The sequence below is a fragment of the Mesorhizobium sp. B2-5-7 genome (genome assembly GCF_006440875.1).
GTDB classification, from domain to species: Bacteria; Pseudomonadota; Alphaproteobacteria; order Rhizobiales; family Rhizobiaceae; genus Mesorhizobium; species Mesorhizobium australicum.
The window spans coordinates 225970-250774 of the sequence record NZ_VFUO01000002.1; the positions used below are offsets into that span (position 1 = coordinate 225970).

A 24805-nucleotide genomic window follows, 5' to 3' on the forward strand; every position below is an offset into this window, starting at 1 on the left:
AAAGTCGGGGCAAGGTCACGCCTCATGATCGAAGATTCGCCCTTTGTCGCAGCCGCACCGGTGCTGGTGCCGATGCCGGCCGAACGCCCCTACACCTATGCCGTGCCGGCCGGCATGTGGGTGGTGCCGGGTTCGATCGTGCGCGTGCCGCTCGGGCCGCGCCAGGTCGCGGGCATCGTCTGGGACGGCGTGGTCGAGCAGGTCGATGCGAGGAAATTGCGCCCGATCGAACAGGTTTTCGACTGTCCGCCGATCGATCGCGCCATGCGCCGCTTCGTCGACTGGGTGGCGCAATACACGCTGTCGGCGCCGGGCATGGTGGCGCGCATGCTGTTGCGTGCGCCGGAAGCCTTCGATCCCGAACCCTGGATCGAAGGGCTGCAGCGGACGCTCGTCATGCCCGATCGGATGACGGATGCGAGGACGCGGGTGCTGGAGACAGCCGAAGGCGGGCTGGCCTGGACGCGCTCGGGGCTGGCGCATGCCGCCGGCGTGTCGTCGACGGTGATCGAGGGGCTGAAAGCGCAAGGCGTGTTCGAAACGGTGATGATCCCGCCGCGCCCGGTGGTGGCCGCACCCGACCCAAGCTATGCCGTGCCGGACCTGATGCCGGACCAGAACGACGCCGCGTCGATGCTGCGCGCCAATGTGGCGGCCGGTGCGTTCAACGTCGCGCTGCTCGACGGCGTCACCGGATCCGGCAAGACGGAGGTCTATTTCGAGGCGGTGGCGGCCGCGCTCGATCAGGGAAAACAGGTGCTGATCCTGCTGCCGGAAATCGCGCTGACGCATGCTTTCCTCGAACGCTTCCAGCAGCGCTTCGGCGCCAAGCCGGGGGAATGGCATTCCGATCTGCCGCCCAGGATGCGCGAAAAAGTCTGGCGGCAAGTGGCGGAAGGGGGCGTGCGTGTCGTCGCCGGCGCACGCTCGGCGCTGTTCCTGCCGTTCAAGGAACTTGGCCTGATCGTGGTCGACGAGGAGCACGACCCGGCCTACAAGCAGGAAGACCGTGTCTTCTACAATGCGCGCGACATGGCTGTCGTGCGCGGGCATATTGGCGGCTTTCCGGTGGTCCTGGCGTCGGCGACGCCGTCGGTCGAAAGCCGGGTCAACGCAAGCCAGGGCCGCTATGCCAGGGCTGTTCTTTCCGCCCGCTTCGCTGAGGCGGCACTTCCCGATCTCAAGTCGATCGACATGCGCCGCGCGCCGCCGGCCCGTGGCGGCTTCCTGTCGCCGGTGCTGATCGACCATATGCGCAAGACGCTGGAGAAGCAGGAACAGTCGCTGCTGTTCCTCAACCGGCGCGGCTATGCGCCGCTGACGCTGTGCCGGGTCTGCGGCCATCGCTTCGGCTGCCCGGTGTGCTCGGCCTGGCTGGTCGAACACCGCTTTCGCGGCCAGTTGGTGTGTCATCATTGCGGTCACAATGAGCGCCGTCCGGAAGCCTGCCCCGAATGCGGCACGCTCGACCACCTGGTCGCTTGCGGGCCGGGGGTCGAGCGCATCGCCGAAGAGGTCGTCACGCATTTCCCGGACGCGCGTACCATCGTGCTGTCGTCGGATATAATGGGGGGTGTACGACGGTTGCGGCTGGAACTGGAGGCTATCGCCAACGGCGAGGCCGATATCGTCATCGGCACGCAACTGGTCGCCAAGGGTCATAATTTCCCGAACATGACGCTGGTCGGCGTCGTCGATGCCGATCTGGGCCTTGCCAATGGCGATCCGCGCGCCGCCGAGCGCACCTTCCAGCTGCTCAGCCAGGTGACCGGCCGTGCCGGCCGCACCGGCAAGAAGAGCCTTGGCCTGCTGCAGACCTTCCAGCCCGACCATCCGGTGATGCGGGCGATCGTCTCCGGCGATGCCGAGTCTTTCTACCAGCGCGAGATTTCAGAGCGCGAACGCGCTGCCTTGCCGCCCTTCGGCCGGCTGGCAGGCGTCATCGTCAGCGCGGTGACGCGGGCGGAAGCGGAAGGCCATGCACGCGGCCTGCGCCGCTCCGCACCGGAGGCGCCGGATCTGTTCGTGCTCGGGCCGGCGGAAGCGCCATTATCGTTGCTCGGCGGTCGCCACCGCTTCCGCCTGCTGATCCAGGGCGAACGGCGCGCCGACATGCAGAGCTTCATCCGCACCATGCTGGCCAACGGGCCGAAACAGCGCGGCTCGGTTCGGGTGCAGGTCGACATCGACCCGCAGAGCTTTTTGTAAGCTCGCTGAACATCTCGTTAGGCGCCGAGTTCGGCCTCAAACGGATTCAGACTTGCGACCTTCAGAGCGTCGAAATGGCGGTTGTTCGCGGTAAGGATCGTCAAATCGTGCACAAGCGCGGTAGCAGCGATCAGGATATCGGGAAGACCTGGGTTGCGCCCAAGAGCAATCGCCATATCTTCCATTTCTCCCGCCCGTCTGGCGATGGCGGAGCCTACCGACAGGAGCCGTTCATCAAATTCATCCAGCAGACTGTCCAGCCAGCGCTCCAGTCGTTCCGCTCGCTGAGTGCCCCCGGCACGCCTCAACTTGGCAACGCCCTTCTGGACTTCAGCCGCTGCTATAGCCGGAATATACCAAGTGTGGCGCCGCCCCGTATGCGACAGCCAAGTCTGGAAAGCGGGCGGAAGTGCAGCACGATCGGGAGCGAACACCGACAACACCGACGTGTCGAGAAGATATCCGTTCAAAAATCAAAATCCCTGAGGATCGATTGATCTCTTTCAAGCACGATGCCGCCCGGATATTTGAGAAGGAAGTCGATGAAGGCGTCGTTACGATCCGGGTAGAGCTTGCGGGCCTCTTCGATCGGTACAACCGCCGCGGCAGGTTTGCCATGCTTTGTGATGATTGTAGGCTCGCCGTTTTCGGCAGCTTCCACGAGCGCGGAGAAACTTGCTTTGGCCTCTCGTACCTGCATTGTCTTCATGGCCGAGCTCCTTGTGGTCTCATGGGGTCATAATATAGAAATCGTACGGGAAAGGAACAGCCCGTCATGAAAACCCTCGGCCTGCTCGGGGGCATGAGCTGGGAATCGACCGCCATCTACTACCGCCTGCTCAACGAGATCGTGCGCGAGCGGCTGGGCGGTCTGCATTCGGCGAGGCTGCTGCTCTGGTCGTTCGATTTCGCCGAGATCGCCGAACGGCAGCATGATGGCGACTGGGACGGTGCCGGTGCACTGCTGATCGATGCCGCACACAAACTTGAGGCCGGCGGTGCGGAGGGCCTGCTTCTGTGCACCAACACCATGCACAGACTGGCCGACCAGGTGCAGGCGGCTGTGTCGATCCCGCTGATCCATATCGCCGACGCCACCGCGGCCACGGTCAGGCAGGCCGGCCTGCGGCGGCCGGCGCTGCTGGCAACGCGGTTCACCATGGAGCAGGACTTCTACAAGGGCCGGCTTGCCGACAAATATGGCCTGTCGCCGGTGGTGCCGGATTCGGCCGGGCGCGACATGGTGCATCGCGTCATCTACGAGGAACTCTGTCAGGGCATCGTCACCGAAGCCTCGAAGGCGGCCTATGTCGCCGAGGCAAACCGCTTGCGCCGCGACGAAGCCGCCGACAGCCTGATCATGGGCTGCACCGAGATCACCATGCTCATCGGCCAGGATGATTTCGACATCCCGGTTTTCGACACGACGCGCATCCATGCCGGGGCGGCGGTGGAATTCGCACTCGGTTGATGCGCGTCTCCTAAAGTGGCTGAAGCCATCTGGCGCCGGCTCTTTCCTTCGCTAGAATGTCGGCGATTTTTCAAAACAGGCATTTCGAGGGGACACGATGGATTTTGCGCTTCCATGGCCGACGAGCCAGGGCGAATGGCTGGCCTGGTCGAGCGCGGTCTTCACCGTGCTGCTCGGTCTTCTGTTTTTCCTGGCGCCGGGGCTGGCGTTCCGTATCCTGCGCCTGCAGGCGAAACCCGAGAAGGCGGCGGCGATCGCCGAGGGGCGCGGCCGCATGTCGGGCTTCTATCTCGGAGTCGGCCTGTGCTGCATCCTGCTCGCGCAGCCGCTGGTCTACATGGCGCTCGGATTTTCCTGGCTGTTCACCGCCTTCGGCCGGCTGCTGTCGATGATGTCGGACGGCGCCAATACACCTTTCAATTGGGTTTCCATTGTGGTGGAATTGGCGCTCGCGGCCTTACCGCTCGCCTTTGCCTTCGGCTTTGTGCCCTGAATCCTGGGGTATTCAGGCGCGCAGGACGCTGATCTTTCGCCGGATGCGACAATAGTGCCTGAAAACCATGCGGAACGACGCATTGCGGTCTTAAAATGCCTGTGCTAGACGGCAATCGACTTTCGGCCGGGGATAGCGGAAGCCGCGCCTCCGTGCTTGAAAAAATGCAGTAAGGTCAAAGATTTAGCCAGAGTTTTTGCTCGCGCCAACAATCTGCGGCCTGTCAGACAAGAGAAAAGACGGTCCGTGGCTCAATCGTCATCGCCAATCTCAGGTGTCGCAGAACGCTATGCCGGTTCGCTGTTCGAACTGGCATCGCAGGCAAATTCCGTGGCCAAGGTCGAGGCCGACCTCACCAGTTTCGAGGCCATGCTCGCGGGCAGTGCCGACCTGACCCGGCTGATCAACAGCCCGGTATTCTCCAGCGAGGACCAGGCCAAGGCCATCGGGGCGATCGCCGACAAGGCCGGCATCACCGGCCTGACCGGCAATTTCCTGCGCGTGGTCGCCAAGAACCGCCGCCTGTTCGCGGTGCCCGGCATGATCAAGGCGTTCCGCCAGATCGCCGCTGAACACCGTGGCGAGGCCGCCGCCGAGGTGACGTCGGCTCATGAGCTGACCGCGGCCCAGCAGGCCGAACTCAAGGCGGCGCTGAAGGGCGTTGCCGGCAAGGACGTGACCATTTCCGTCACCGTCGATCCGTCACTGCTCGGCGGGCTGGTGGTCAAGATGGGCTCGCGCCAGATCGATACGTCACTCAAAACCAAACTCAATTCGCTCAAGCTTGCACTGAAAGAGGTCGGCTGATGGACATCCGCGCCGCGGAAATTTCCGCAATTCTGAAAGACCAGATCAAGAATTTCGGCAAGGAGGCCGAGGTCTCCGAAGTCGGACAGGTGCTGTCCGTCGGTGACGGTATCGCCCGCGTTTATGGCCTCGACAATGTCCAGGCCGGCGAAATGGTCGAATTCCCCGGCGGCATCCGCGGCATGGCGCTCAACCTCGAAGCCGACAATGTCGGCGTCGTCATCTTCGGCGCCGACCGCGACATCAAGGAAGGCGACATCGTCAAGCGCACCGGCGCCATCGTCGACGTTCCCGTCGGCCCCGGCCTGCTCGGCCGCGTCGTCGACGCGCTCGGCAACCCGATCGACGGCAAGGGCCCGATCAAGGCGACCGAACGCAAGCGTGTCGACGTTAAGGCGCCGGGCATCATTCCGCGCAAATCGGTCAACGAGCCGATGTCGACCGGCCTCAAGGCCATCGACGCGCTGATCCCGGTCGGCCGCGGCCAGCGCGAGCTGGTCATCGGTGACCGCCAGACCGGCAAGACCGCCATCATCCTCGATACAATGCTCAACCAGAAGTCGGTGCACGACAACGGCCCGGAAAAGGAAAAGCTCTACTGCGTCTACGTCGCCGTCGGCCAGAAGCGTTCGACCGTCGCGCAGTTCGTCAAGGTTCTGGAAGAGCGCGGCGCGCTCGAATACTCGATCATCATCGCCGCCACCGCTTCCGACCCGGCGCCGATGCAGTTCCTGGCGCCGTTCGCCGGCTGCACCATGGGCGAATATTTCCGCGACAACGGCATGCATGCGCTGATCAGCTATGACGATCTGTCGAAGCAGGCCGTCGCCTATCGCCAGATGTCGCTGTTGCTGCGCCGCCCGCCGGGCCGCGAAGCCTATCCCGGCGACGTCTTCTACCTGCACTCGCGCCTGCTCGAGCGCGCTGCCAAGCTCAACGACGATCTGGGCGGCGGATCGCTGACCGCCCTGCCGATCATCGAGACGCAGGCCAACGACGTGTCGGCCTATATCCCGACCAACGTGATCTCGATCACCGACGGCCAGATCTTCCTCGAAACCAACCTGTTCTTCCAGGGCATCCGTCCGGCCGTCAACGTCGGCCTGTCGGTCAGCCGCGTGGGCTCGGCCGCGCAGATCAAGGCGATGAAGCAGGTTGCCGGCTCGATCAAGGGCGAGCTCGCGCAGTACCGCGAAATGGCTGCCTTCGCGCAGTTCGGTTCGGATCTCGACGCCGCCACGCAGCGCCTGCTCAACCGCGGATCGCGCCTGACCGAACTCCTGAAGCAGCCGCAGTTCTCGCCGCTGAAGACGGAAGAGCAGGTCGCGGTGATCTTCGCCGGCGTCAACGGCTATCTCGACAAGCTGCCGGTCAACCAGGTCGGCAAGTTCGAGCACGGCCTGCTCAGCCACATGCGTGCGGCGGGCAAGGACGTTCTCGACGCCATCCGCAAGGAAAAGGCGCTTTCGGACGATCTGCGCGCCAAGCTCAAGGCCGAGATCGACGCCTTCGCCAAGACCTTCGCCTAAGCGAAGCGCCAGTCCGGATGAGACAAGACGGGATCAGGTTTGAAGCATGCCTTCATTAAAAGACCTTCGTAACCGTATCGCCTCGGTCAAGGCGACGCAGAAGATCACCAAGGCGATGCAGATGGTCGCCGCGGCGAAGCTGCGCCGTGCGCAAGAGGCGGCGGAAGCGGCGCGTCCCTATTCGGAGCGCATGGGTTCCGTGCTGGCAAACATCACCCAGGCGATCGGCGGTGGCGGCGATGCCCCGGCGCTGATGACGGGCACCGGCAAGGACGCCGTGCATCTGCTCGTGGTCTGCACCGCCGAGCGCGGCCTGTGCGGCGGCTTCAATTCGCAGATCGCCCGTCTTGCCCGCGATCACATCCGCCGGCTTCTGGCCGACGGCAAGCAGGTCAAGATCATCTGCGTCGGCAAGAAGGGCTTCGACATCCTGCGCCGCGACTATGCATCGATGATCATCGACCGTGTCGATCTGCGCGAGGTCAAGACGCTCGGCTTCGTCAATGCCGATGCGATCGCCAAGAAGGTCATCCATCTCTTCAACGAGGGCGCCTTCGACATCTGCACGCTGTTCTATTCGCAGTTCAGGTCGGTGATCAGCCAGATCCCGACCGCGCAGCAGATCATCCCGGCCAGCACCGCTTCGGCTCCGGCCGCGGCGGTGGATGGCGGCAGCGCCGTCTATGAATATGAGCCGGAGCCGGGCGAAATCCTCTCCGACCTCATCCCGCGCAACATCTCCGTGCAGGTTTTCCGGGCGCTGCTCGAAAACGCCGCCGGCGAAATGGGGGCCAAGATGAGCGCCATGGACAATGCGACGCGCAACGCCGGCGAGATGATCAACAAGCTGTCGATCACCTACAACCGCCAGCGGCAGGCGCAGATCACCAAGGAACTGATCGAAATCATTTCGGGCGCCGAGGCGCTCTAGGCGCGGTCCGCGGGTGACTGTCCCGCGAACCGGACCGCGTGAGAAACAAAGGACGAAAAGGGTAAAGACGATGGCGAAAGCAGCGACCCCCCAGAAGGCAACTCCGAAGGCGGCAGCCCCCAAGGCAGCAGCCCCCGTGAAAGCGGCCAGGGCTCCGGCAGCGGCCGCAAAGGCTGCTCCGGCCAAGGCAGCAGCGGCGCCGGCCAAGGCCGTGGCCGCCAAGACGCAGGCCGTGGCCACGAAAGCCACCGGCGTTGTCGGCAAGGTTCGCCAGGTCATCGGCGCCGTTGTCGACGTGCAGTTCGGCGATCACCTGCCGGCGATCCTGAACGCGCTCGAGACGACCAATGTCGGCAACCGCCTGGTGCTCGAAGTAGCCCAGCATCTGGGTGAAAACACCGTGCGCTGCATCGCCATGGACTCAACCGAAGGTCTGGTGCGCGGCCAGGAAGTGCGCGACACCGGCGCTCCGATCACCGTGCCGGTCGGCCCGGGCATGCTCGGCCGCATCATCAACGTCATCGGCGAGCCGGTCGACGAAGAAGGCCCGGTCGACGCAAGCGAAATGCGCTCGATCCATCAGCCGGCTCCGACCTATGTCGAGCAGTCGACGGAAGCCCAGATCCTGATCACCGGCATCAAGGTGCTCGACCTCTTGGCGCCTTACGCCAAGGGCGGCAAGATCGGCCTGTTCGGCGGCGCCGGCGTCGGCAAGACCGTGCTGATCCAGGAACTGATCAACAACATCGCCAAGGCACATGGCGGCTATTCGGTGTTCGCCGGCGTCGGCGAGCGCACCCGCGAAGGCAACGATCTCTATCACGAGTTCATCGAATCCGGCGTCAACAAGAAGGGCGGCGGCGAAGGCTCCAAGGCAGCGCTGGTGTACGGCCAGATGAACGAGCCGCCGGGCGCGCGCGCCCGTGTCGGCCTGACCGGCCTGACGGTCGCCGAATATTTCCGCGACCAGGGCCAGGACGTGCTGTTCTTCGTCGACAACATCTTCCGCTTCACGCAGGCGGGTTCCGAAGTGTCGGCTCTGCTCGGCCGCATCCCGTCGGCCGTGGGCTACCAGCCGACGCTCGCCACCGACATGGGCGCGCTGCAGGAACGCATCACCACCACCACCAAGGGCTCGATCACCTCGGTGCAGGCGATCTACGTGCCGGCCGACGACTTGACCGATCCGGCGCCGGCGACCTCGTTCGCTCACCTTGACGCGACGACGACGCTCAACCGTTCGATCGCAGAGAAGGGCATCTATCCGGCCGTCGATCCGCTGGACTCGACCTCGCGCATGCTCGACCCGCTGGTCGTCGGCGACGAGCATTATGGCGTCGCCCGCCAGGTGCAGTCGATCCTCCAGCGCTACAAGTCGCTGCAGGACATCATCGCCATCCTGGGCATGGACGAGCTCTCGGAAGAGGACAAGCAGACCGTGGCCCGCGCCCGCAAGATCGAGCGCTTCCTGTCGCAGCCCTTCTTCGTCGCCGAAGTGTTCACCGGCGCGCCGGGCAAGCTGGTCGACCTCGCCGACACCATCAAGGGCTTCAAGGGCCTTTGCAACGGCGATTACGACCACCTGCCGGAAGCCGCCTTCTACATGGTCGGCGGCATCGAGGAAGCGGTCGAGAAGGCACAGCGCCTGGCGGCTGAAGCGGCGTAAATAAAGCGAATAGGGAGTAGTCAGTAGTCAGTAGTGAATAGCAGCTGGGCGAGTCGGATAGTTGTTCTCTCGCCTTACTTCCTACTCACTATTCCCTACTCACTAAATTGACATGGCTGAAGCTTTCAAGTTCGAACTGGTTTCCCCGGAGCGCCTGCTGGTTTCCGCCGAGGTCGAGTCGGTCGTCATCCCGGGCGCCGAAGGCGAGATGACCGTCATGGCTCATCACGCGCCGGTCATGACCACGATCAAGCCGGGTGTCGTCACGGTGAAGAGCGCCTCGGGCAGCGAAGAACGCTATGTCGTGTTCGGCGGCTTCGCCGACATCGTCCCGGCCGGCTGCACGCTGCTGGCGGAATCGGCTGTCGCGGTGAAGGATGTCGACCGCGCCGATCTCGCCCGCCGCATCCAGGAAGCCAAGGAAGATGCCGCCGACGCCAAGGACGACCAAGCGCGCAGCAAGGCCGAACAATTCCTTAGCCAGCTCACAACGCTGGAAGGCGCCATCCTGCCGGCCTGAAACTCGTCGCGGGACAACGGGTTGAAGCGGGGCCTTGCCCCGCTTTTTTGTTTGTCGGGATATTATGGCGTGAGAGTGGGTGTGGCGGCGGTGCTGGAGTTGCGTGCCGACATCAAGGTTCTCAACCGCTCGCGCCTTACTGTCCTTCGGCTTCTATGCCGAGCGCGGCGAAGGCCAAAGTCGGGCCGTCTCGTCGCAGGTGGACGAGATGGACGGCCACGAGTTCGATCAGCGTCTGGCGCTCGGCGTGATCCCGGGCGAAGCCGGCCATGTCAAACACCGCCGTCGCGGTTTCGTTCGCCGGCAGCTGCTGGTCCAAAAGCGCGGTCATCGGCGCATCGAGCGGATCGGTGAAATGGCCTTCCGGCAACGTCTTTCCGCGCGCCGCGCAGGCGGCGATCCAGGCAGCCACCACCAGCGTGAGATGGACCAGCTCGGTGCCGGCTTCGAGGCACTCGACAGCCGAGGCGATAATGCGCTGCGGCAGTTTCTGGCTGCCGTCATTGGCGATCTGCGCCGTACGGTGGGCAAGTGCCGTGTTCGAAAAACGCTCGGCAAGCTCGGCGGTATAGGCTGATGGGTCGAGGCCGGCGTCGTCCGGCAATGTTGTTATGGCCTCTTGCCATAGCGCGTCGACGAACCGCCGGATCGCCGGATCGGCGAAGGCACTGTCGACCGTCGCATGGCCACAGAGCAGGCCGAGATAGGCGATGCCCGAATGCGCGCCGTTGAGCAGCCTCAGCTTCATGTCCTCGAAGGGAGCGACATCCCCAACCATGGTGACGCCGAATTTTTCCCAGGCCGGACGGCCCGTCGGGAAATCGTCCTCGATCACCCACTGGCGGAAGGGTTCCGTCATCACGGGCCAGGCGTCGTCGATACCAAGCTCGCCCGCTATCCGCGCCCTGTCGGCGTCGGTCGTGGCCGGCACGATGCGGTCGACCATGCTTGAGGGAAATGCGACGTGACCGGCGATGTGGGCGGCCATTCCGGCATTGCCCGCCGAACCGGCACTGCCATCGCGCAACGCAGCGAATTCGATCAGCAGCCGGTGCAAGGTGGCGCCGTTGGCCGGCAGGTTATCGCAACAAAGCACGGTAAAGGGCGCGGTGCCGGCAGCCAGCCTCCGGGCGAGCGCTTCGGTCAGAAAACCATGCGCCGTCTTCGGTGTTCGCGGATTGGCCAGGTCGTGGACGATGTCGGCATGCGCCGCGTCCAATCCGCCGCCGGCCGCCCGCAAATAGGCTTTCTCGGTGATCGTCAGCGTCACGATGCGGGTACGCGGATCGGCCAGCACCGCCAGAACCGCTTCCGGGTCTTCCGGCGCCACCAGCAGCGAGCCGATCGAGCCGATGACATGCAGCTTCTCGCCGCCGCTGCCACGCACCGCCAAGGTGTAGAGCCCGTCCTGCGGCGCCAGCGCGTCGCGCGTATCGGCGCTGCGCAACGACACGCCTGATATGCCCCAGTCCGTTTCGCCGGCCGCCAGGCATTCATCGATATAGGCTGCCTGGTGTGCGCGGTGAAAGGCGCCGACGCCCAGATGCACGATGCCCGGCGTGATCGCGCCACGATCATATCGAGGCGCGGCGACCTTGGCCGGCAATGCCTGCGCCGTGCGGTTGGAAAGGCGGCGGTCTGTCATCGGTGGGCACTCATCTCGTGGAACGATTTGCGGGGTAACACTGACGGCGTCCGCCGACAATGCTCAGCTTCGCCTAGGAGTCATCATACAACAATCCAATTTTTGTATGTTGACATTATTTCTGACCGATCCTACCCATGGAGCCGGAGGATGGCCGTGGCACTGACCAATACGGATTTGCTATTTTCAGCCGAGGCGCGTCCTCTATCGATCGCCCGCGCTCTCTATGCCGGCATCAAGGATCTGCCCATCATCAGCCCGCACGGCCATACCGACCCGCGCTGGTATGCGCTGAACGAGCCGTTCCCCGATCCCGCGCAACTGCTCATCGTGCCGGACCACTATATTTTTCGCATGCTGTTCAGTCAGGGCGTGCGGCTGGAGGCTCTCGGCGTGCCGACCCTCGATGGGGAGCCCGTCGAGACCGACGGCAGGGCGATCTGGCGGTTGTTCGCCGAACACTATTACCTCTTTCGTGGCACGCCGACCCGATTGTGGTTCGACCATGTCCTTGCGCATCTGTTCGGCATCGAAGAGCCGTTGAGTGCCGCGACCGCCGACCGCCATTACGATACGATCGCAACGCTGCTGCAGTGGGAGAACTTCCGCCCTCGCGCGCTGTTCGAGCGCTTCAACATCGAGGTCATCGCGACGACGGAAGGCGCGCTCGACGATCTCAAATGGCACCAGATGATCCGCGACAGCGGCTGGGAGGGCCGTGTCGTCACTGCCTATCGGCCAGACGCCGTCGTCGATCCCGATTTCGAAGGCTTTTCGGCCAATCTCGATCGGCTCGGCGAGATCACCGGCTGCGACACCGGGATCTGGGCTGGTTATCTCGACGCACATCGCCAGCGGCGCGCCTTCTTCAAGAGCTTCGGCGCGACTTCGTCGGATCACGGGCATCCGACGGCGGAGACCGCCAATCTTTCCAACGCGGCGGCGCAGGAGCTGTTCAACCGGGTCCGCGCCGGCTCGCAGGATGAGCGCGAGCGAAAATTGTTTCGCGCGCAGATGCTGACCGAGATGGCCAAGATGAGCCGGGACGACGGGCTGGTCATGCAGATCCATCCCGGCTCCATGCGCAATCATTCGGCTTCCGCTTTCCAGAAATTCGGCAGGGACAAGGGTTTCGATATCCCGACCCGGACCGACTATGTCACGGCATTGAAGCCATTACTGGACTGCGTCGGGCTGGAGCGCGACCTGACCGTCATCCTGTTCACGCTGGATGAAACCAGCTACGCGCGCGAACTGGCGCCGCTGGCCGGCGTCTATCCGGCGCTGAAGCTCGGGCCGGCCTGGTGGTTCCACGACAGCCCGGAAGGCATGCGCCGGTTCCGCGAGATGACCACCGAGACCGCCGGCTTCTACAACACGGTCGGCTTCAACGACGACACGCGCGCCTTTCCGTCGATACCGGCCCGCCACGACGTGGCGCGGCGGGTCGACTGTGCGTTCCTAGCGCGTCTCGTCGCCGAGCACAGGCTGCGTGAGGACGAGGCGCATGAACTCGCGAAGGAGCTTGCCTACACGCTTGCCAAGAATGCGTACCGGCTCTGAGCCGGGCGTTTCGATTTTCAAAGGGAGGAAGTCATGTTGCATTTTTCGAAATTGACGGCGGCGGCGACATTCGCCATCGGTTCGCTGCTGATCGGCGCTGCCAACGCCGAAACCGTGCTGCGATCCTCGGATACCCATCCGGACGGCTACCCGACCGTCGAGGCGGTCAAGTACATGGGCGACCTGATCAAGCAGCGCACCGCCGGCCGCTATTCGATCGAGGTCTATCACTCGGCGCAGCTCGGCGAGGAAAAGGACACAATCGAGCAGACCCAGGCCGGCGTCATCGACCTCGACCGCGTCTCGATGGGACCGTTCAACGGCATCGTGCCGGAGACCGCCGTGCCGTCGCTGCCCTACATGTTCCGCTCCGTCGAGCACATGCGCCACGTCATGGACGGCGCTGTCGGCGACCAGATCCTGAAGGCGTTCGAGGCGCATGATCTCGTCGGCCTCGCCTTCTACGATTCCGGTGCTCGGTCCTTCTACAACACCAAGAAGGACATTACCTCGATGGCGGACATGAAAGGCATGAAGTTCCGCGTCATCCAGTCCGATGTGTTCGTCGACATGGTCAACGCGCTTGGCGCCAACGCCACGCCGATGGCCTATGGCGAAGTCTATTCGGCGCTGCAGACCGGCGTCATCGACGGCGCCGAAAACAACTGGCCGAGCTTCGAATCCGCCAAGCACTACGAAGTGGCCAAGCATTACACGATGGACGAACACCAGATCGTGCCGGAAGTGCTGGTCATGTCGAAGGCAAGCTGGGACAAGCTCTCGCCGGAAGACCAGGCGATCGTGCGCCAGGCAGCCAAGGACAGCGTCATCAAGATGCGCGAACTGTGGGACGCGCAGGAGAAGAAGTCGCGCGGCATCGTCGAGGCCGCGGGCGTCAAGGTCAGCGAGATCGACAAACAGCCGCTGATCGACGCGATGAAGCCCGTCTACGACAAGTACTTGTCGACGCCCGAACTGAAGGACCTGGCCGCCCGCATACAGGCCGAGAAATGAACGGCAGGGGCAATGGATCGAGCAGCGCGGAGGCCCCCGCGCTGCCTTCGGACGTGTCGGCCATGCGAGGATTCTGGCTGGGTGCGGAGCGGGTCCTGTCAGGGCTTGCCAGGCTGGCGCTTTGGATCAGCGGCGCCGGCCTGACGCTGATGACGATCATCATCTTCTGGCAGGTCTTCTCGCGCTATGTGTTGAACCGTTCGCCGAGCTGGACGGAATCCTTCTCGGTTCTGCTGATGGGCTGGTTCATTTTTCTCGGCGCCGCCGTCGGCGTGCGCGAACGCACCCATCTTGGCTTCGACGTGCTGCTCTATGTCCTGCCTGTTTCGGCCAAGGCGGTACTGCGCAGCATTTCCGACCTTGTCGTGCTGGCCTTCGGCGCCGGCATGATCGTCTATGGCGTGCAATTGGCCAGGCTGACCTGGAACACGGTCATGCCGTCACTTGCCCTGCCGGGCGGCGTCAGCTTCCTGCCGGTCATCCTGGGTGGGGCGCTGGTCTGCCTGTTTTCGCTGGAACGGCTGGCCGGGCGCTTTGCCGGCCTGCCCGTCGACGCCGACATACATGCAACCGGCGAGGAGCCGTGAACCATGGCCCTGATCGTCCTCTTCGGCACCTTCGTGTTCCTGCTGGTCATCGGCACGCCGATCGCCTTCTGTCTCGGCGTTGCCAGCTTTGCCACGATCCTCACGCTTGGCTTGCCGCCGGTCGTGGTGTTCCAGCGGCTGAATTCCGGCGTCAGCGTCTTTTCGCTGATGGCCATCCCGTTCTTCATCTTCGCCGGAGACCTGATGGTGCGCGGTGGTATCGCCGCGCGGCTGGTCGCGCTGGCAGGCTCCCTGGTCGGTCATTTGCGCGGCGGTCTGGGGCAGGTCAACATCGCCGCATCGACCATGTTCGGTGGCATCTCCGGCTCGGCGGTGGCGGATGCGTCGGCGGTCGGCGGGCTGATGATCCCGCAGATGAAGGCGCGCGGCTACGGCGTCGACTATGCCGTCAACATCACCTCGGTCGGGGCCATCATCGCGCTTCTCATTCCACCGTCCCACAACATGATCATCTATTCGATCTCCGCCGGCGGCCGGATCTCGATCGCCGACCTGTTCACGGCTGGCGTGCTGCCCGGTCTGCTGCTGGCGTTGTCGCTGATGATAACGGCCTATTGGGTCGCCAGCCGCCGGGGATATCCGACGGAGCCCTTCGCCGGCTTCGGCCGGGCCTTGCAGCTGCTTGTCGCGGCCATTCCCGGGCTCATCCTGATCGCCATCATCTTCGGTGGCGTCAGGTCCGGTGTCTTCACCGCGACCGAGAGTTCCTGCATCGCCATCGTCTACGCCTTCCTGGTGACGCTGATCATCTACCGCTCGATGAGCTGGGGCGACTTCGTCGCGGCGACGACGGCGTCGGTGCGCACCACGGCCATGGTGCTGATGATCATCGGCTGCGCGGCGGCCTTCGGCTGGTTGCTCGCCTATCTTAGGGTACCGGCGGCACTGGTCGCCTTTCTGCAGTCGGTGTCCGACAACAAGCTGGTGATCCTGCTGCTGATCAACGTCGTCCTGCTCATTCTCGGCACCTTCATGGACATGTCGCCGCTGATCATCATCACGACGCCGATCTTCCTGCCTGTCGTCATGGCCTATGGGGTCGATCCCGTGCATTTCGGCGTGATCCTCATCCTCAATCTCGGCATCGGGCTTTGCACGCCACCGGTCGGCGCTGTTCTGTTCGTCAGCTGCGCCATCGGGCGAATTCCGATCTGGACCGCGATGCGCTCGATCTGGCCATTCTACGGCGCCGCCTTCGCCGTGCTGATGCTTGTCACCTATGTGCCGGAAATCTCATTGTGGCTGCCGGGCCTGTTCCATTAGAGCGGTTCGGCGATCGTTGGAATCGTTGAACCGCTCTAACTCTTTGTGTTTACGCAATTCCACGCGGAAAGCCGCTACGCACTTTTCGTGGAATTGCACTAGGAGGTTACCGAGGTGTCCGATACCGCAAACGACCTCAGGGTCGAGAGAAAACCCAAGCTGTCGGAAACCGTCGTGGGGGCGATCCGCAAGCAGTTGCAGGCGGGCGAGATCCTGCCCGGCCACAAGCTGCCGACCGAGGGCCAGCTGACCGAAACCTTCGGCGTCAGCCGAACCGTCATCCGCGAGGCGCTGGCCAAGCTTGCCGCCGACGGTCTGGTCGAGCCGCGACAGGGCGCCGGGGTGTTCGTCACAGAGCATATTTCGACCATGTTCGGGGCGCTCGCCGCCGACATGGGAGCCAAGGATTCGGTCGCGCTCAACGTGCTCGAGGTGCGGCTGGCGATCGAGATCGAATCGGCTGGGCTCGCTGCCATCCGTCGCAACGCCGCGCAGGAGGCGGCGATCCAGGAAGCCTTCTTCGAGTTCGAGCGGCTGCTGCTCGACAGCCAGCCGACCGGTCCGGCCGACCTCGCCTTCCATCGCGCCATCGCCAGCGCCACCAATAACCCCTTCTATGTCGAGATGCTCGACGTGCTCGGCCGGCGCGCCATTCCGTGCGACGTGACCTCGCCCTGGTCGACCGAACTGGCGCAGTCCGACAGCTACCAGCGCGGGCTGCAGCGCGAGCATCTGGTGATCCTGAACGCGATCACGGCAGGCGATGCCGAAGCCGCGCGCGAGGCGATGCGCACCCATCTCGGCGCCAGCCAGCAGCGTTACCGCGAGCGGCTGCAGGCGCGGCAGGCCTACTACGCCAGCTCGGTCAAGGCGGCCGCAGGCGAATGATCCACCGAAAGCCAGGACAGAAATGAGCCAGAACCACACCGACTACACATCGCGCTTCGCCATCGACCCGGCGGCGGCGGCCGCCATGGGAACGGATGAGCTGCGCCATAATTTCCATATCGAGGATCTCTTCCAGCCCGGGCGCATCAGCCTGACCTACACGCACTACGACCGCATGATCGTCGGCGGCGCCGTGCCTGCGGCAACGGCATTGCCACTGGAAGCGATCAAGCCGACCGGCACCAAGGGGTTTCTCGACCGGCGCGAATTGATCGCCGTCAACATCGGCGGTGCCGGCACGATCGAAGCCGGCGGCCAGTCCTTCGACCTGCGGGCGCGCGACATGCTCTATCTCGGCATGGGCACCTACACGGTTTCCTTCGCTTCTGCCGATAGGAACGACCCCGCCAAGTTCTATCTGCTCAGCGCCCCGGCGCATCAGGCTCATCCCAGCCGGCTGATCCGCCTCGATGACGCCAAGCGCCTCGATCTCGGCAGCAAGGAGGCCTGCAACGAGCGCTCGATCTTCCAGTTCATCCATGCCGGGGGAACAAAAACCTGCCAGCTCGTCGTCGGCATGACGCAGCTGGCGCCGGGCTCGATCTGGAACACCATGCCATGCCATGTGCATGACCGGCGCATGGAGGCCTACCTCTATTTCGACCTGCCCGAGGCGGCCCGCGTCTTCCACTTCATGGGCGAGCCGGACGAGACACGTCACATCGTCATGCGCAACGAGGAGGCGGTGCTGTCGCCGGGCTGGTCGATCCACTCAGGCGCCGGCACGTCCAACTATGCCTTCATCTGGGCGATGGCCGGCGACAATGTCGACTACACCGATGTCGATCCGGTGGCGATGGACATGCTGCGGTGAGCGACCTCTCCGCCTTCAGCCTGGCCGGCAAGCGCATCCTGGTGACCGGCGCCAACACCGGCATCGGCCAAGGCATTGCCATCTCGGTCGCGCGCGCCGGTGGCGCCGTGATCGGCGTCGGCCGCTCATCGATGGACGACACCGCGAGCAAGGTCGGCGCGGTGGGCGGCCAATTCGAGGCGGTGAGCATCGATCTTGCCGACACGGCAGCAGTCGGACCGATGCTGGACCGCGTCTGGGATCAAAACGGTCCGATCGACGGGCTGGTCAACAATGCCGGCATCATCCGGCGCGCCGATGCCGTCGATCTCGGCGAAGCCGATTGGGACGACGTGATCGACGTCAATTTGAAGTCCGTCTTCCTGCTGTGTCAGTCCTTTGCGCGGCGCCTCCTTGCCGGTGGACGCCAGGGCAAGATCGTCAACATCGCCTCGGTGCTGAGTTTCCAGGGCGGCATCCGCGTCGCGTCCTACACGGCGTCCAAGCATGGCGTGCTCGGCATCACCAGGCTGCTCGCCTGCGAGTGGGGGGCGAAGGGCATCAACGTCAATGGCATAGCGCCGGGCTATATCGACACCAACAACACGCAGGCGCTGCGCGCCGATCCCGACCGCAGCGCGGCCATCCTCGGGCGCATTCCCGCCGGCCGCTGGGGCGAGCCCGGAGACATTGGCGATGCCGCCGTCTTCCTGCTGGCGCCGGCCTCGAACTATATGCATGGCGCGGTGGTGCCGGTGGATGGGGGATGGCTGGCGCGATGAGGAGAAGACGATGACCGAGCCGAAGATTTTCGCGCATGCCGGCCAGGGTGCCTGGACGCCGACCCCCGACGGCAATCGCCGGCGGGTTCTCCTCTCCACCGACGAACTGATGATGGTCGAATTCGGTTTCGACAAGGGTGGTGTCGGCGCCTTGCACTCGCATCCGCATGTGCAGGCGAGCTATGTCGCCGAAGGCCGTTTTGAGGTGACCATCGGCGGCCGGACCGAAATCGTCGAGACCGGCGGCAGCTTCATCGTGCCGTCCGGCCTGGTGCACGGCGTCAAGGCGCTCGAGGCGGGGCGGCTGGTCGACAGTTTTACGCCGCACCGCGCCGATTTCCTCGCCTGACCGGGTCGCCGACGATTTCTCGGCCAACGAAAAACCCGCGCCTCCAGGGAAGCGCGGGTTGTTGCCTGGGCGCCAATGGCGCCGCGGTACTCAAAACATCACCGCAGAGTGCGAAAGCTGCCGCATCATGGTGAAGATAGACTTAATGCGCGTCAGGTGATGCGCCTGAGCAGGCCGAAAAGCCGTTCGAACGTCTTGCCGTAGGGCGGCCGCAGAAGGCTCCCTGCGCTCAAGCGCGACTGCAGGAAGACCGGTTTCTCCTTGCTGAAGGTGCGGAAACCCCATTCGCCGTGATAGGCGCCCATGCCGCTGGCGCCGACGCCGCCGAAGGGCTGGTTCTCCTGCACCAGATGCAGCATGCAGTCGTTGATGGTGACGCCGCCGGCGACCGTCTCGCGCAGGATGCGCTGGCGGTTGCCCCTGTCATTGCCGAACCAGTAGAGCGCCAGCGGCCGGTCGGCCTGGTTCACATAAGCGATCGCGTCGTCGAGCGTGGCGTATTCGACGATCGGCAGCACCGGGCCGAAAATCTCCTCGCGCATCAGCTTCAGGTCCGAGCCTGCGTTGCTGACCAGGGTCGGCGGAAGCTTCCGGCCCGCATTGCCGAGGTCCTCGCCGGCCGGGTTGATCTCGGTGACATCGGCACCCGTGTCGCGCGCTTCCGCGATCATGGCGCGCAGACGCTGGTAATGCCGATCGCTGATGATGGCGGTATAGTCGGGGTTGTCGCGCAGCGAGGGGTAGAGCCGCGCCATGGCGATTGCGAGCTTCGCGGCGACCGTACCTGCTTGTCCCTTCGGCACCAGCAAATAGTCCGGCGCGATGCAGGTCTGCCCGGCATTCAACAGCTTGCCATAGGCGACGCTGGCAACCGCGGTGTCAAGATCGCAGGAGGGGTCGAGGATCGCCGGCGACTTCCCGCCGAGTTCGAGCGTGACCGGGGTCAGGTTGGCGGCGGCGGCGATCGCAACCTGGCGTCCGACCGCCGTCGAACCGGTGAACAGCAGATGATCGAACGGCATCGAGACGAAGGCTTTCCCCGTATCGGCATCGCCGGCGATGACGCTGAGTTCATCCGGGGCGAAATGTTCGCCAGCCAGCCTGGTCAGCAGCCCGGAAAAAGCCGGCGTCAGTTCGGAAGGCTTGACCAGCACGCGGTTGCCGGCGGCAAGCGCGGCCGTAACCGGCGCGACGGCGAGCTGAAAAGGATAATTCCAGGGAGACACGATACCGACGACGCCGAGCGGCTGCGGCACGAGGCGGTTCCTGCCTGGCAGAAACGGCAAGGTGGTGGCAACGCGGCGCTCCCGCATCCAGCCGCCGACATGGGCGAGCGCATGGCGAATGCCGGCGCGCACGACGAACAGTTCGGCCAGGCGGGTCTCATGCGCCGAGCGGCCGCCGAAGTCGGCATCGATCGCAGCGCAGATTTCGGTCTCGTGCCGCTCGGTCAGCGCCAGCAGGCGCCTCAGCCGGTCCTTGCGGACGCCAAGGTCGGGAAAGGGTTGTGCCTTGAAGGCGGCGCGCTGCAGCCGGAACCGCTCGCCCAGCAAATCCTGTCTCACCTGCAGCATCGCGCCCTCCGTGGCGTATCGGCGAGGGCAAGCTTACATCGCAACGCGGCGGAATCCATCAGGGGTGCGTGTGCCGCTGGGGAAGGCGTCGCCGGCGGTGTTGCCGAGGGCATTGAGAGGGCTGTTGTGATGGGATGAGCGGTGAGCTACTCCAAGGCCTCACAAGGAGTTGCCCTTGACCGTCTTCCCCGATCTCTCCCGTACGCGAAAAATCGCTTGCCGCCAGGTGACTGTCTGATGCCGGCTCAGGCGGCGGGCATCAGGGCCGGGGATCCCAAGCGGCGCGTCCTGAAGGAGGTGTTCGGCTTCGACGATTTTCGCCCCGGCCAGGCCGACGTGATGGATACACTGCTTAGCGGGCGCCATGTGCTGGCCGTCATGCCGACGGGCGCGGGCAAATCGCTCTGCTACCAGGTTCCGGCGCTGGTTCTGGGCGGGCTCACCCTCGTCGTCTCGCCGCTGGTGGCTCTGATGCAGGACCAGGTCGCGGCGCTGCGGCTTGCCGGCGTGGCGGCCGATACGATCAATTCCTCGCTCGACCGCGAGGCCAATGTCGCGGCCTGGCGCCGTGTGGCATCTGGCCAGACGCGGCTGCTCTATCTGGCGCCGGAGCGGCTGATGACCGAGCGCATGCTGGACGCCCTTTCCAGGCTCCACGTCAGCCTGATCGCCATCGACGAGGCGCATTGCATCTCGCAATGGGGTCCGGCGTTCCGGCCCGAATATGAGGATCTGTCCCGGTTGCGCGGTATCTTTGCCAATGTGCCGATCATCGCGGTGACGGCGACTGCCGATGAGAGCACGCGTACCGACATCGCCGCCCGCCTGTTCGCTGAGCAGGTCGAAACGCTGGTGCTCGGTTTCGACCGGCCCAACATCAAGCTGGCCATCGCGCCCAAGCAGGACAGCAAGCGCCAGCTGCTCGGCTTCATCGAGCGCCATGCGGGCAAGAGCGGCATCATCTATTGCTTGTCGCGCAAGAAAACGGAAGAGATCGCGGCCTTTCTGAAGCGCAACGGCGTCACCGCGCTCGCTTACCACGCCGGCATGAGCAAGGAGGCGCGTGAAGCCAATCAAAACGCCTTCATGACCTTGTCCGGCGTCGTCATGGTGGCAACCATCGCGTTCGGCATGGGCATCGACAAGCCTGATGTCGCCTTTGTCTTCCACACCGATATGCCGGGCAGCCTGGAAGCCTATTATCAGGAAATCGGCCGTGCCGGCCGCGACGGACGCGAGGCCGAGGCGCATATGCTTTACGGCCTTGGCGACATCCGCATGCGCCGGCTGTTCATCGACGACGAGGATGCCTCGTCAGAGCACAAGAGGCGGTCGCACCGCCGGCTCGACACGCTGATCGGCTATTGCGAGACGGCGCAATGCCGCCGCCAGGTGCTGCTCGGTTATTTCGGCGAAGAGGCCCAGGCCTGCGGCAATTGCGACAACTGCCTCGACCAGGCGCCGCGCGCCGATGGCAGTGCCGAAGCGCGGAAGATCCTGGCGGCGGTTGCAGAGAGCGGCGAGCGCTTCGGCGCGGCCCATATCATCGATATCCTGCTTGGCCACGAGACCGAGAAGGTGCTGGCGAGAGGTCATCAAACACTCAGCAGTTTCGGCACCGGCGCCGCGCACAGGAAGACAGTGTGGCTGTCGCTGATCCGGCAACTGGTGGCCGGCGGGTTCCTGATGCCGGATCCCGAGGGCCATGGCGGCCTCGCCATCTCCGAAAGCGGCCGCGTGCTCGGCCGTGGCGAGATTGCATTCCAGTATCGCGTCGAGACGCGGGACCCTCTGGCGCGCGGCAGGAAGCGTTCCGGGGAAGGCGCCGGCGCCGGAGCCGAGGGCGTCGATGCTTCGCTGCTGGCGGCGCTCAAGTCGCTGCGGCTACGGCTCGCCAAGGAGCGCCAGGTGCCGGCCTATGTGGTGTTTTCCGACCGCACGCTCATCGACATGGCCGACCGCCGCCCGCGCGACCTCGACGCGTTTGCCGAAGTGAATGGCGTGGGAGCGGCGAAGCTCAAGGAGTTTGGCGCGGTTTTTCTGGCCGCGATCGCGGCGCATCAGGCTGGCTGAAAGCCTGATGGCGAGCGGTAGGGCTGATCAGGCTGGTCGAATGAGCAGTAAAAGCCAGGTCATCAAAGTTGGGAGCGCAGCCTGCTGGCCAGCCAGTCCGAAATTTTTTCCCGCAGGGGACGCGCTTCCCATTCAGCCAGGGTGATCTGCCGGGATCTCCCAAGGTCTTGGTTGAACAGGTCGATCTGCGTGTTCGCGAAATCCCTGCCGTAGACGTTCAGACTGGCTTCATCGTTCAGCCGCAAGGAGCGTTCGTCCAGATTGGTGGAACCAAAGCTCGTCCAGATGTCGTCAACGATTAGCAGCTTGGGATGATACATGGTGGGCTGAAACTCGTAGATACGCACTCCAGCTCTAAGCAAGTCGCCCCAGAAATAGCGCGAGCCCTTCCGAACCAACGGCACGTCCGTGAGCGCATTGGGAACAATGACATCGACAGACACGCCTCGCTTCCTGGCGTCCAGGATCTGCTGGAGGGCGATGTCGTCGGGAACGAAATAGGCCATTCCGATTCGCAGGTGATCCCTGGCGGCGGCTATCGCGGCCAGCATCATCAATTCCATGTTCTCCGAGCCATTTGGCTGCGAAGAAAGTATCAGTTGGGCGCCGAGCGACCCTGCCGGTTCGGGCGGAGGGTAGAACTTCCGACCCTGCAATGTCTCACCGGTCGTCTCCAACCAATTTTCGGCAAAGGCTGCCTGGAAAGCAGGTACGGCGGTCCCTTCGATCCGATAGTGCGTATCGCGCCATTCATCCGGATTGCGGGCGTCTCCCCGCCATTTGTCGGCGATGCCGACGCCGCCCGTAAAGGCCACCCGTCCGTCGACGATGAGCAGTTTGCGATGGGTCCGGTTGTTCACACGGTCCAATGTGTACCAATGGATCGGCCGGTAGCGCTGGAACCTCACGCCGGCTCCGGTCATGATGTGGATCAGGTTTTCATCGAAAGGCAGGCTGCCGACCCAGTCGACAAGCACGCGGACCTCCACACCTTGCCGCGCCTTGGCCGCCAAGGCTTGTGCGAATTCATATCCGACGGCCCCAGACCAATAGATATAGGTCTCAAAATCGATGGTGGACCGGGCCGCGCCGATTGCCCGGAGCATCGAAGGAAAAATCTCGTCGCCGTTCACAAGGGTCTGCACCGCGTTCGCGTCGGACATCTGTCCCAGCGAGTAGCTGCTCATCGACCTCGCGAACTGCGGATCCGATGCGTCGAAGCGATGCGGGACAATCGTCCGCAAAACCCGCGGTTCAGGGGTCAGGTTTATGGCAGCCAACGTGGCCAGACCGGCGACAACCGCAACGGCCACATAGCTTAATCCCTTGAGCAGCGGGCTGAATTTTCGACCCAACCGCGTTGGCTTCGCGCCCCTCAGGAACGCCACGAGACCGGCAGCGCGCATGTCAGTCGCCCTGCTGCTTGCGATCGCGATGTTTCTCGATGTCCTCGGGCTCTTCATCGTCGATGCGGGTGATGGTCGAAGCCGAACTGTTTGATCTCAGCATTTCGTCCAACTTGGCATGAATGGCCTGGGTATCGCGATGTTCAGCCCGCTGAATGAAGAGCGTCATGGCCCAGGTGAGGAGCGTGGCCGCGCCATGCCAGTTCAAGCTTTGCCGGTCGAAAACGATCCAGAAGATCGCATAGGCCAGCAGGACCAGGAATGCTGCCGGACGAGAGGTCCACGTGCCGATCGAGGTGAGCGCGCCGGTAATGGGGTGATTTGCCATCAGCAGGAACTTTCCACGGTAACGCAGGTTCCCGCGAGCGCGTCGGCGAGGCTGCCGTACGGCACAGTTGTCTGCAGAAAGCGCCGTCAGGCCCTGACCATCCGTCTGGGTTGGGCGTTGTCTCGAACGGCTGCAGCGTCAGAGGCTGCAATGGGAGCCTTGCGATCGCGGGCCTGTCTCGGAGCGCCGCAGCGTCGGGACGTCGTCAAGCAGGCAGCCCGGCGAGTACTGCGCCAATACCCTTTCCAGACGCGCCAGAAGGACTTTCCTCGACTTTATCTCGTACCCCAACCGCAATGTGCCTCCCATGCTTTTGCGGTTGGTGGTCAACTCCTGCTGGAGGATGCCGATGCGGATGCGTACCTCATCGGCCTGTGCTCGAAGTGCTGCCTTGATTGGCCCTCGACCTTGCATGCTGAACTCGATCTCCCCTGGAAACGGATATCGAACTTGAGGGACATGCTTTGGTTCCTCGGCATCGCTTCTTATTTTCCGACCCGCGACAGCCGGTCGCGTCCCGCCGCACGCATGTCAGCGCCTGTCGGCGATCATTATCGCCGAGGATGGGGACGAACCCGCGAATTGGCGGTAGCCGATGCCGCCGGCATTTTCTATTTGGGGGAATGGCGGAGAGGGAGGGATTCGAACCCCCGATGGGCTTGCACCCATGCCGCATTTCGAGTGCGGTGCATTCGACCACTCTGCCACCTCTCCGCGGTCATGGTCGGCCGTTGCCGGCGCGGCGCACTAGATAACGGCTGAACGGGCAGGTTACAAGGCCAAATCCACCGGAAATTCAGCTTCCTGTCCGGGCCTCGTTCGGAGTGCCACGCT

The 24805-nt window shown here is 64.0% G+C and carries 23 protein-coding genes and 1 tRNA gene; 17 read left to right on the forward strand and 7 right to left on the reverse strand.

From position 1 onward, the window contains the following. Positions 1-24 precede the first annotated feature (24 nt). Entirely contained in the window at positions 25-2208 is a 2184-nt protein-coding gene (locus FJ543_RS08480; RefSeq protein WP_140874693.1) for a primosomal protein N', read from the forward strand. Between the two features lie 17 nt (positions 2209-2225). Here FJ543_RS08480 and FJ543_RS08485 read toward each other — a convergent pair whose 3' ends face one another. After that, positions 2226-2678: a type II toxin-antitoxin system VapC family toxin gene (locus FJ543_RS08485; protein WP_140874695.1), complete on the reverse strand. Its 453-nt coding sequence runs from the start codon at positions 2676-2678 to the stop codon at positions 2226-2228. Then, positions 2675-2917, reverse strand: coding sequence for a type II toxin-antitoxin system Phd/YefM family antitoxin (locus tag FJ543_RS08490; RefSeq protein ID WP_140822670.1), 243 nt, complete (start codon positions 2915-2917; stop codon positions 2675-2677). Before FJ543_RS08490 ends, FJ543_RS08485 begins: the two co-directional genes overlap by 4 nt. A 66-nt stretch (positions 2918-2983) precedes the next feature. On the opposite strand from FJ543_RS08490, the gene FJ543_RS08495 reads away from it, so the two are divergent. From FJ543_RS08495 to FJ543_RS08525, 7 genes are all read left to right on the forward strand, one after another. After that, positions 2984-3679 carry an aspartate/glutamate racemase family protein gene (locus tag FJ543_RS08495; RefSeq protein WP_140874697.1) on the forward strand — a complete coding sequence of 232 codons (696 nt, stop codon included), beginning with the start codon at positions 2984-2986 and terminating at the stop codon, positions 3677-3679. Positions 3680-3776: 97 nt separating this feature from the next. After that, the gene (locus FJ543_RS08500) at positions 3777-4172 is read left to right on the forward strand and encodes a DUF4345 family protein (protein ID WP_127275645.1); all 396 of its coding nucleotides are present in this window, start codon (positions 3777-3779) and stop codon (positions 4170-4172) included. Positions 4173-4418: 246 nt separating this feature from the next. Beyond that, positions 4419-4979: a F0F1 ATP synthase subunit delta gene (locus FJ543_RS08505; protein WP_140874699.1), complete on the forward strand. Its 561-nt coding sequence runs from the start codon at positions 4419-4421 to the stop codon at positions 4977-4979. Beyond that, the gene (gene atpA / locus FJ543_RS08510) at positions 4979-6508 is read left to right on the forward strand and encodes a F0F1 ATP synthase subunit alpha (protein WP_015315171.1); all 1530 of its coding nucleotides are present in this window, start codon (positions 4979-4981) and stop codon (positions 6506-6508) included. The genes FJ543_RS08505 and atpA overlap by 1 nt, the downstream gene beginning before the upstream one ends. Before the next feature lie 46 nt (positions 6509-6554). Then, positions 6555-7439, forward strand: coding sequence for a F0F1 ATP synthase subunit gamma (locus FJ543_RS08515; protein WP_140662549.1), 885 nt, complete (start codon positions 6555-6557; stop codon positions 7437-7439). Between the two features lie 70 nt (positions 7440-7509). Next, a complete protein-coding gene (gene atpD / locus FJ543_RS08520) occupies positions 7510-9105 on the forward strand; it encodes a F0F1 ATP synthase subunit beta (RefSeq protein ID WP_181173946.1) in 1596 nt (531 codons plus the stop codon). A gap of 112 nt (positions 9106-9217) precedes the next feature. Next, positions 9218-9625, forward strand: a complete 408-nt coding sequence (locus FJ543_RS08525; RefSeq protein ID WP_140874701.1) for a F0F1 ATP synthase subunit epsilon — start codon at positions 9218-9220, stop codon at positions 9623-9625. A 136-nt stretch (positions 9626-9761) separates the two neighbouring features. On the opposite strand, the gene FJ543_RS08530 is transcribed toward FJ543_RS08525, so the two are convergent. Further along, positions 9762-11270 carry a mannitol dehydrogenase family protein gene (locus FJ543_RS08530; RefSeq protein WP_140874703.1) on the reverse strand — a complete coding sequence of 503 codons (1509 nt, stop codon included), beginning with the start codon at positions 11268-11270 and terminating at the stop codon, positions 9762-9764. A gap of 150 nt (positions 11271-11420) precedes the next feature. On the opposite strand from FJ543_RS08530, the gene uxaC reads away from it, so the two are divergent. From uxaC to FJ543_RS08570, 8 genes are all read left to right on the forward strand, one after another. Further along, positions 11421-12833 (forward strand): glucuronate isomerase, encoded by a 1413-nt coding sequence (uxaC, locus tag FJ543_RS08535; protein WP_181173947.1) that lies wholly within the window; start codon positions 11421-11423, stop codon positions 12831-12833. A gap of 33 nt (positions 12834-12866) precedes the next feature. Continuing rightward, positions 12867-13847 (forward strand): TRAP transporter substrate-binding protein, encoded by a 981-nt coding sequence (locus FJ543_RS08540; RefSeq protein WP_140874705.1) that lies wholly within the window; start codon positions 12867-12869, stop codon positions 13845-13847. A gap of 62 nt (positions 13848-13909) precedes the next feature. After that, a complete protein-coding gene (locus tag FJ543_RS08545; protein ID WP_041163297.1) occupies positions 13910-14434 on the forward strand; it encodes a TRAP transporter small permease in 525 nt (174 codons plus the stop codon). A gap of 3 nt (positions 14435-14437) precedes the next feature. Further along, entirely contained in the window at positions 14438-15718 is a 1281-nt protein-coding gene (locus FJ543_RS08550; RefSeq protein ID WP_140712427.1) for a TRAP transporter large permease, read from the forward strand. A gap of 114 nt (positions 15719-15832) precedes the next feature. Further along, entirely contained in the window at positions 15833-16606 is a 774-nt protein-coding gene (locus tag FJ543_RS08555) for a FadR/GntR family transcriptional regulator (RefSeq protein WP_140874708.1), read from the forward strand. 22 nt (positions 16607-16628) lie between these two features. Next, the gene (gene kduI / locus FJ543_RS08560; RefSeq protein WP_140874710.1) at positions 16629-17480 is read left to right on the forward strand and encodes a 5-dehydro-4-deoxy-D-glucuronate isomerase; all 852 of its coding nucleotides are present in this window, start codon (positions 16629-16631) and stop codon (positions 17478-17480) included. Next, positions 17477-18241 (forward strand): 2-dehydro-3-deoxy-D-gluconate 5-dehydrogenase KduD, encoded by a 765-nt coding sequence (kduD, locus tag FJ543_RS08565; RefSeq protein ID WP_140822660.1) that lies wholly within the window; start codon positions 17477-17479, stop codon positions 18239-18241. The genes kduI and kduD overlap by 4 nt, the downstream gene beginning before the upstream one ends. Positions 18242-18251: 10 nt before the next feature. Beyond that, a complete protein-coding gene (locus FJ543_RS08570; protein ID WP_140712433.1) occupies positions 18252-18590 on the forward strand; it encodes a cupin domain-containing protein in 339 nt (112 codons plus the stop codon). A gap of 152 nt (positions 18591-18742) precedes the next feature. Here FJ543_RS08570 and FJ543_RS08575 read toward each other — a convergent pair whose 3' ends face one another. Next, positions 18743-20164: a coniferyl aldehyde dehydrogenase gene (locus FJ543_RS08575; protein WP_140874712.1), complete on the reverse strand. Its 1422-nt coding sequence runs from the start codon at positions 20162-20164 to the stop codon at positions 18743-18745. A gap of 237 nt (positions 20165-20401) precedes the next feature. On the opposite strand from FJ543_RS08575, the gene recQ reads away from it, so the two are divergent. Continuing rightward, on the forward strand, positions 20402-22237 hold the full coding sequence (gene recQ / locus FJ543_RS08580; RefSeq protein ID WP_140874714.1) for a DNA helicase RecQ: 1836 nt from the start codon (positions 20402-20404) through the stop codon (positions 22235-22237). Between the two features lie 62 nt (positions 22238-22299). Here recQ and FJ543_RS08585 read toward each other — a convergent pair whose 3' ends face one another. The 3 genes from FJ543_RS08585 to FJ543_RS08595 form a co-directional block, all read right to left on the reverse strand. Further along, a complete protein-coding gene (locus FJ543_RS08585; protein ID WP_210243701.1) occupies positions 22300-23643 on the reverse strand; it encodes a phospholipase D-like domain-containing protein in 1344 nt (447 codons plus the stop codon). Position 23644: 1 nt separating this feature from the next. Beyond that, positions 23645-23971, reverse strand: coding sequence for a low affinity iron permease family protein (locus tag FJ543_RS08590; protein WP_015315187.1), 327 nt, complete (start codon positions 23969-23971; stop codon positions 23645-23647). A gap of 624 nt (positions 23972-24595) precedes the next feature. After that, positions 24596-24685, reverse strand: a tRNA-Ser gene (locus tag FJ543_RS08595). Positions 24686-24805 lie beyond the last annotated feature (120 nt).

What these genes read in the sequence shown, in the direction of transcription:
- FJ543_RS08480 (WP_140874693.1), top strand. Translation starts at nt 25, where the DNA reads ATGATCGAAGATTCGCCCTTTGTCGCAGCCGCACCGGTGCTGGTGCCG.
- FJ543_RS08490 (WP_140822670.1), bottom strand. Translation starts at nt 2,917, where the DNA reads ATGAAGACAATGCAGGTACGAGAGGCCAAAGCAAGTTTCTCCGCGCTC.
- FJ543_RS08495 (WP_140874697.1), top strand. Translation starts at nt 2,984, where the DNA reads ATGAAAACCCTCGGCCTGCTCGGGGGCATGAGCTGGGAATCGACCGCC.
- FJ543_RS08500 (WP_127275645.1), top strand. Translation starts at nt 3,777, where the DNA reads ATGGATTTTGCGCTTCCATGGCCGACGAGCCAGGGCGAATGGCTGGCC.
- atpA (WP_015315171.1), top strand. Translation starts at nt 4,979, where the DNA reads ATGGACATCCGCGCCGCGGAAATTTCCGCAATTCTGAAAGACCAGATC.
- FJ543_RS08515 (WP_140662549.1), top strand. Translation starts at nt 6,555, where the DNA reads ATGCCTTCATTAAAAGACCTTCGTAACCGTATCGCCTCGGTCAAGGCG.
- atpD (WP_181173946.1), top strand. Translation starts at nt 7,510, where the DNA reads ATGGCGAAAGCAGCGACCCCCCAGAAGGCAACTCCGAAGGCGGCAGCC.
- FJ543_RS08525 (WP_140874701.1), top strand. Translation starts at nt 9,218, where the DNA reads ATGGCTGAAGCTTTCAAGTTCGAACTGGTTTCCCCGGAGCGCCTGCTG.
- FJ543_RS08530 (WP_140874703.1), bottom strand. Translation starts at nt 11,270, where the DNA reads ATGACAGACCGCCGCCTTTCCAACCGCACGGCGCAGGCATTGCCGGCC.
- uxaC (WP_181173947.1), top strand. Translation starts at nt 11,421, where the DNA reads ATGGCCGTGGCACTGACCAATACGGATTTGCTATTTTCAGCCGAGGCG.
- FJ543_RS08540 (WP_140874705.1), top strand. Translation starts at nt 12,867, where the DNA reads ATGTTGCATTTTTCGAAATTGACGGCGGCGGCGACATTCGCCATCGGT.
- FJ543_RS08545 (WP_041163297.1), top strand. Translation starts at nt 13,910, where the DNA reads ATGCGAGGATTCTGGCTGGGTGCGGAGCGGGTCCTGTCAGGGCTTGCC.
- FJ543_RS08550 (WP_140712427.1), top strand. Translation starts at nt 14,438, where the DNA reads ATGGCCCTGATCGTCCTCTTCGGCACCTTCGTGTTCCTGCTGGTCATC.
- kduI (WP_140874710.1), top strand. Translation starts at nt 16,629, where the DNA reads ATGAGCCAGAACCACACCGACTACACATCGCGCTTCGCCATCGACCCG.
- FJ543_RS08570 (WP_140712433.1), top strand. Translation starts at nt 18,252, where the DNA reads ATGACCGAGCCGAAGATTTTCGCGCATGCCGGCCAGGGTGCCTGGACG.
- FJ543_RS08575 (WP_140874712.1), bottom strand. Translation starts at nt 20,164, where the DNA reads ATGCTGCAGGTGAGACAGGATTTGCTGGGCGAGCGGTTCCGGCTGCAG.
- recQ (WP_140874714.1), top strand. Translation starts at nt 20,402, where the DNA reads ATGCCGGCTCAGGCGGCGGGCATCAGGGCCGGGGATCCCAAGCGGCGC.
- FJ543_RS08585 (WP_210243701.1), bottom strand. Translation starts at nt 23,643, where the DNA reads ATGCGCGCTGCCGGTCTCGTGGCGTTCCTGAGGGGCGCGAAGCCAACG.
- FJ543_RS08590 (WP_015315187.1), bottom strand. Translation starts at nt 23,971, where the DNA reads ATGGCAAATCACCCCATTACCGGCGCGCTCACCTCGATCGGCACGTGG.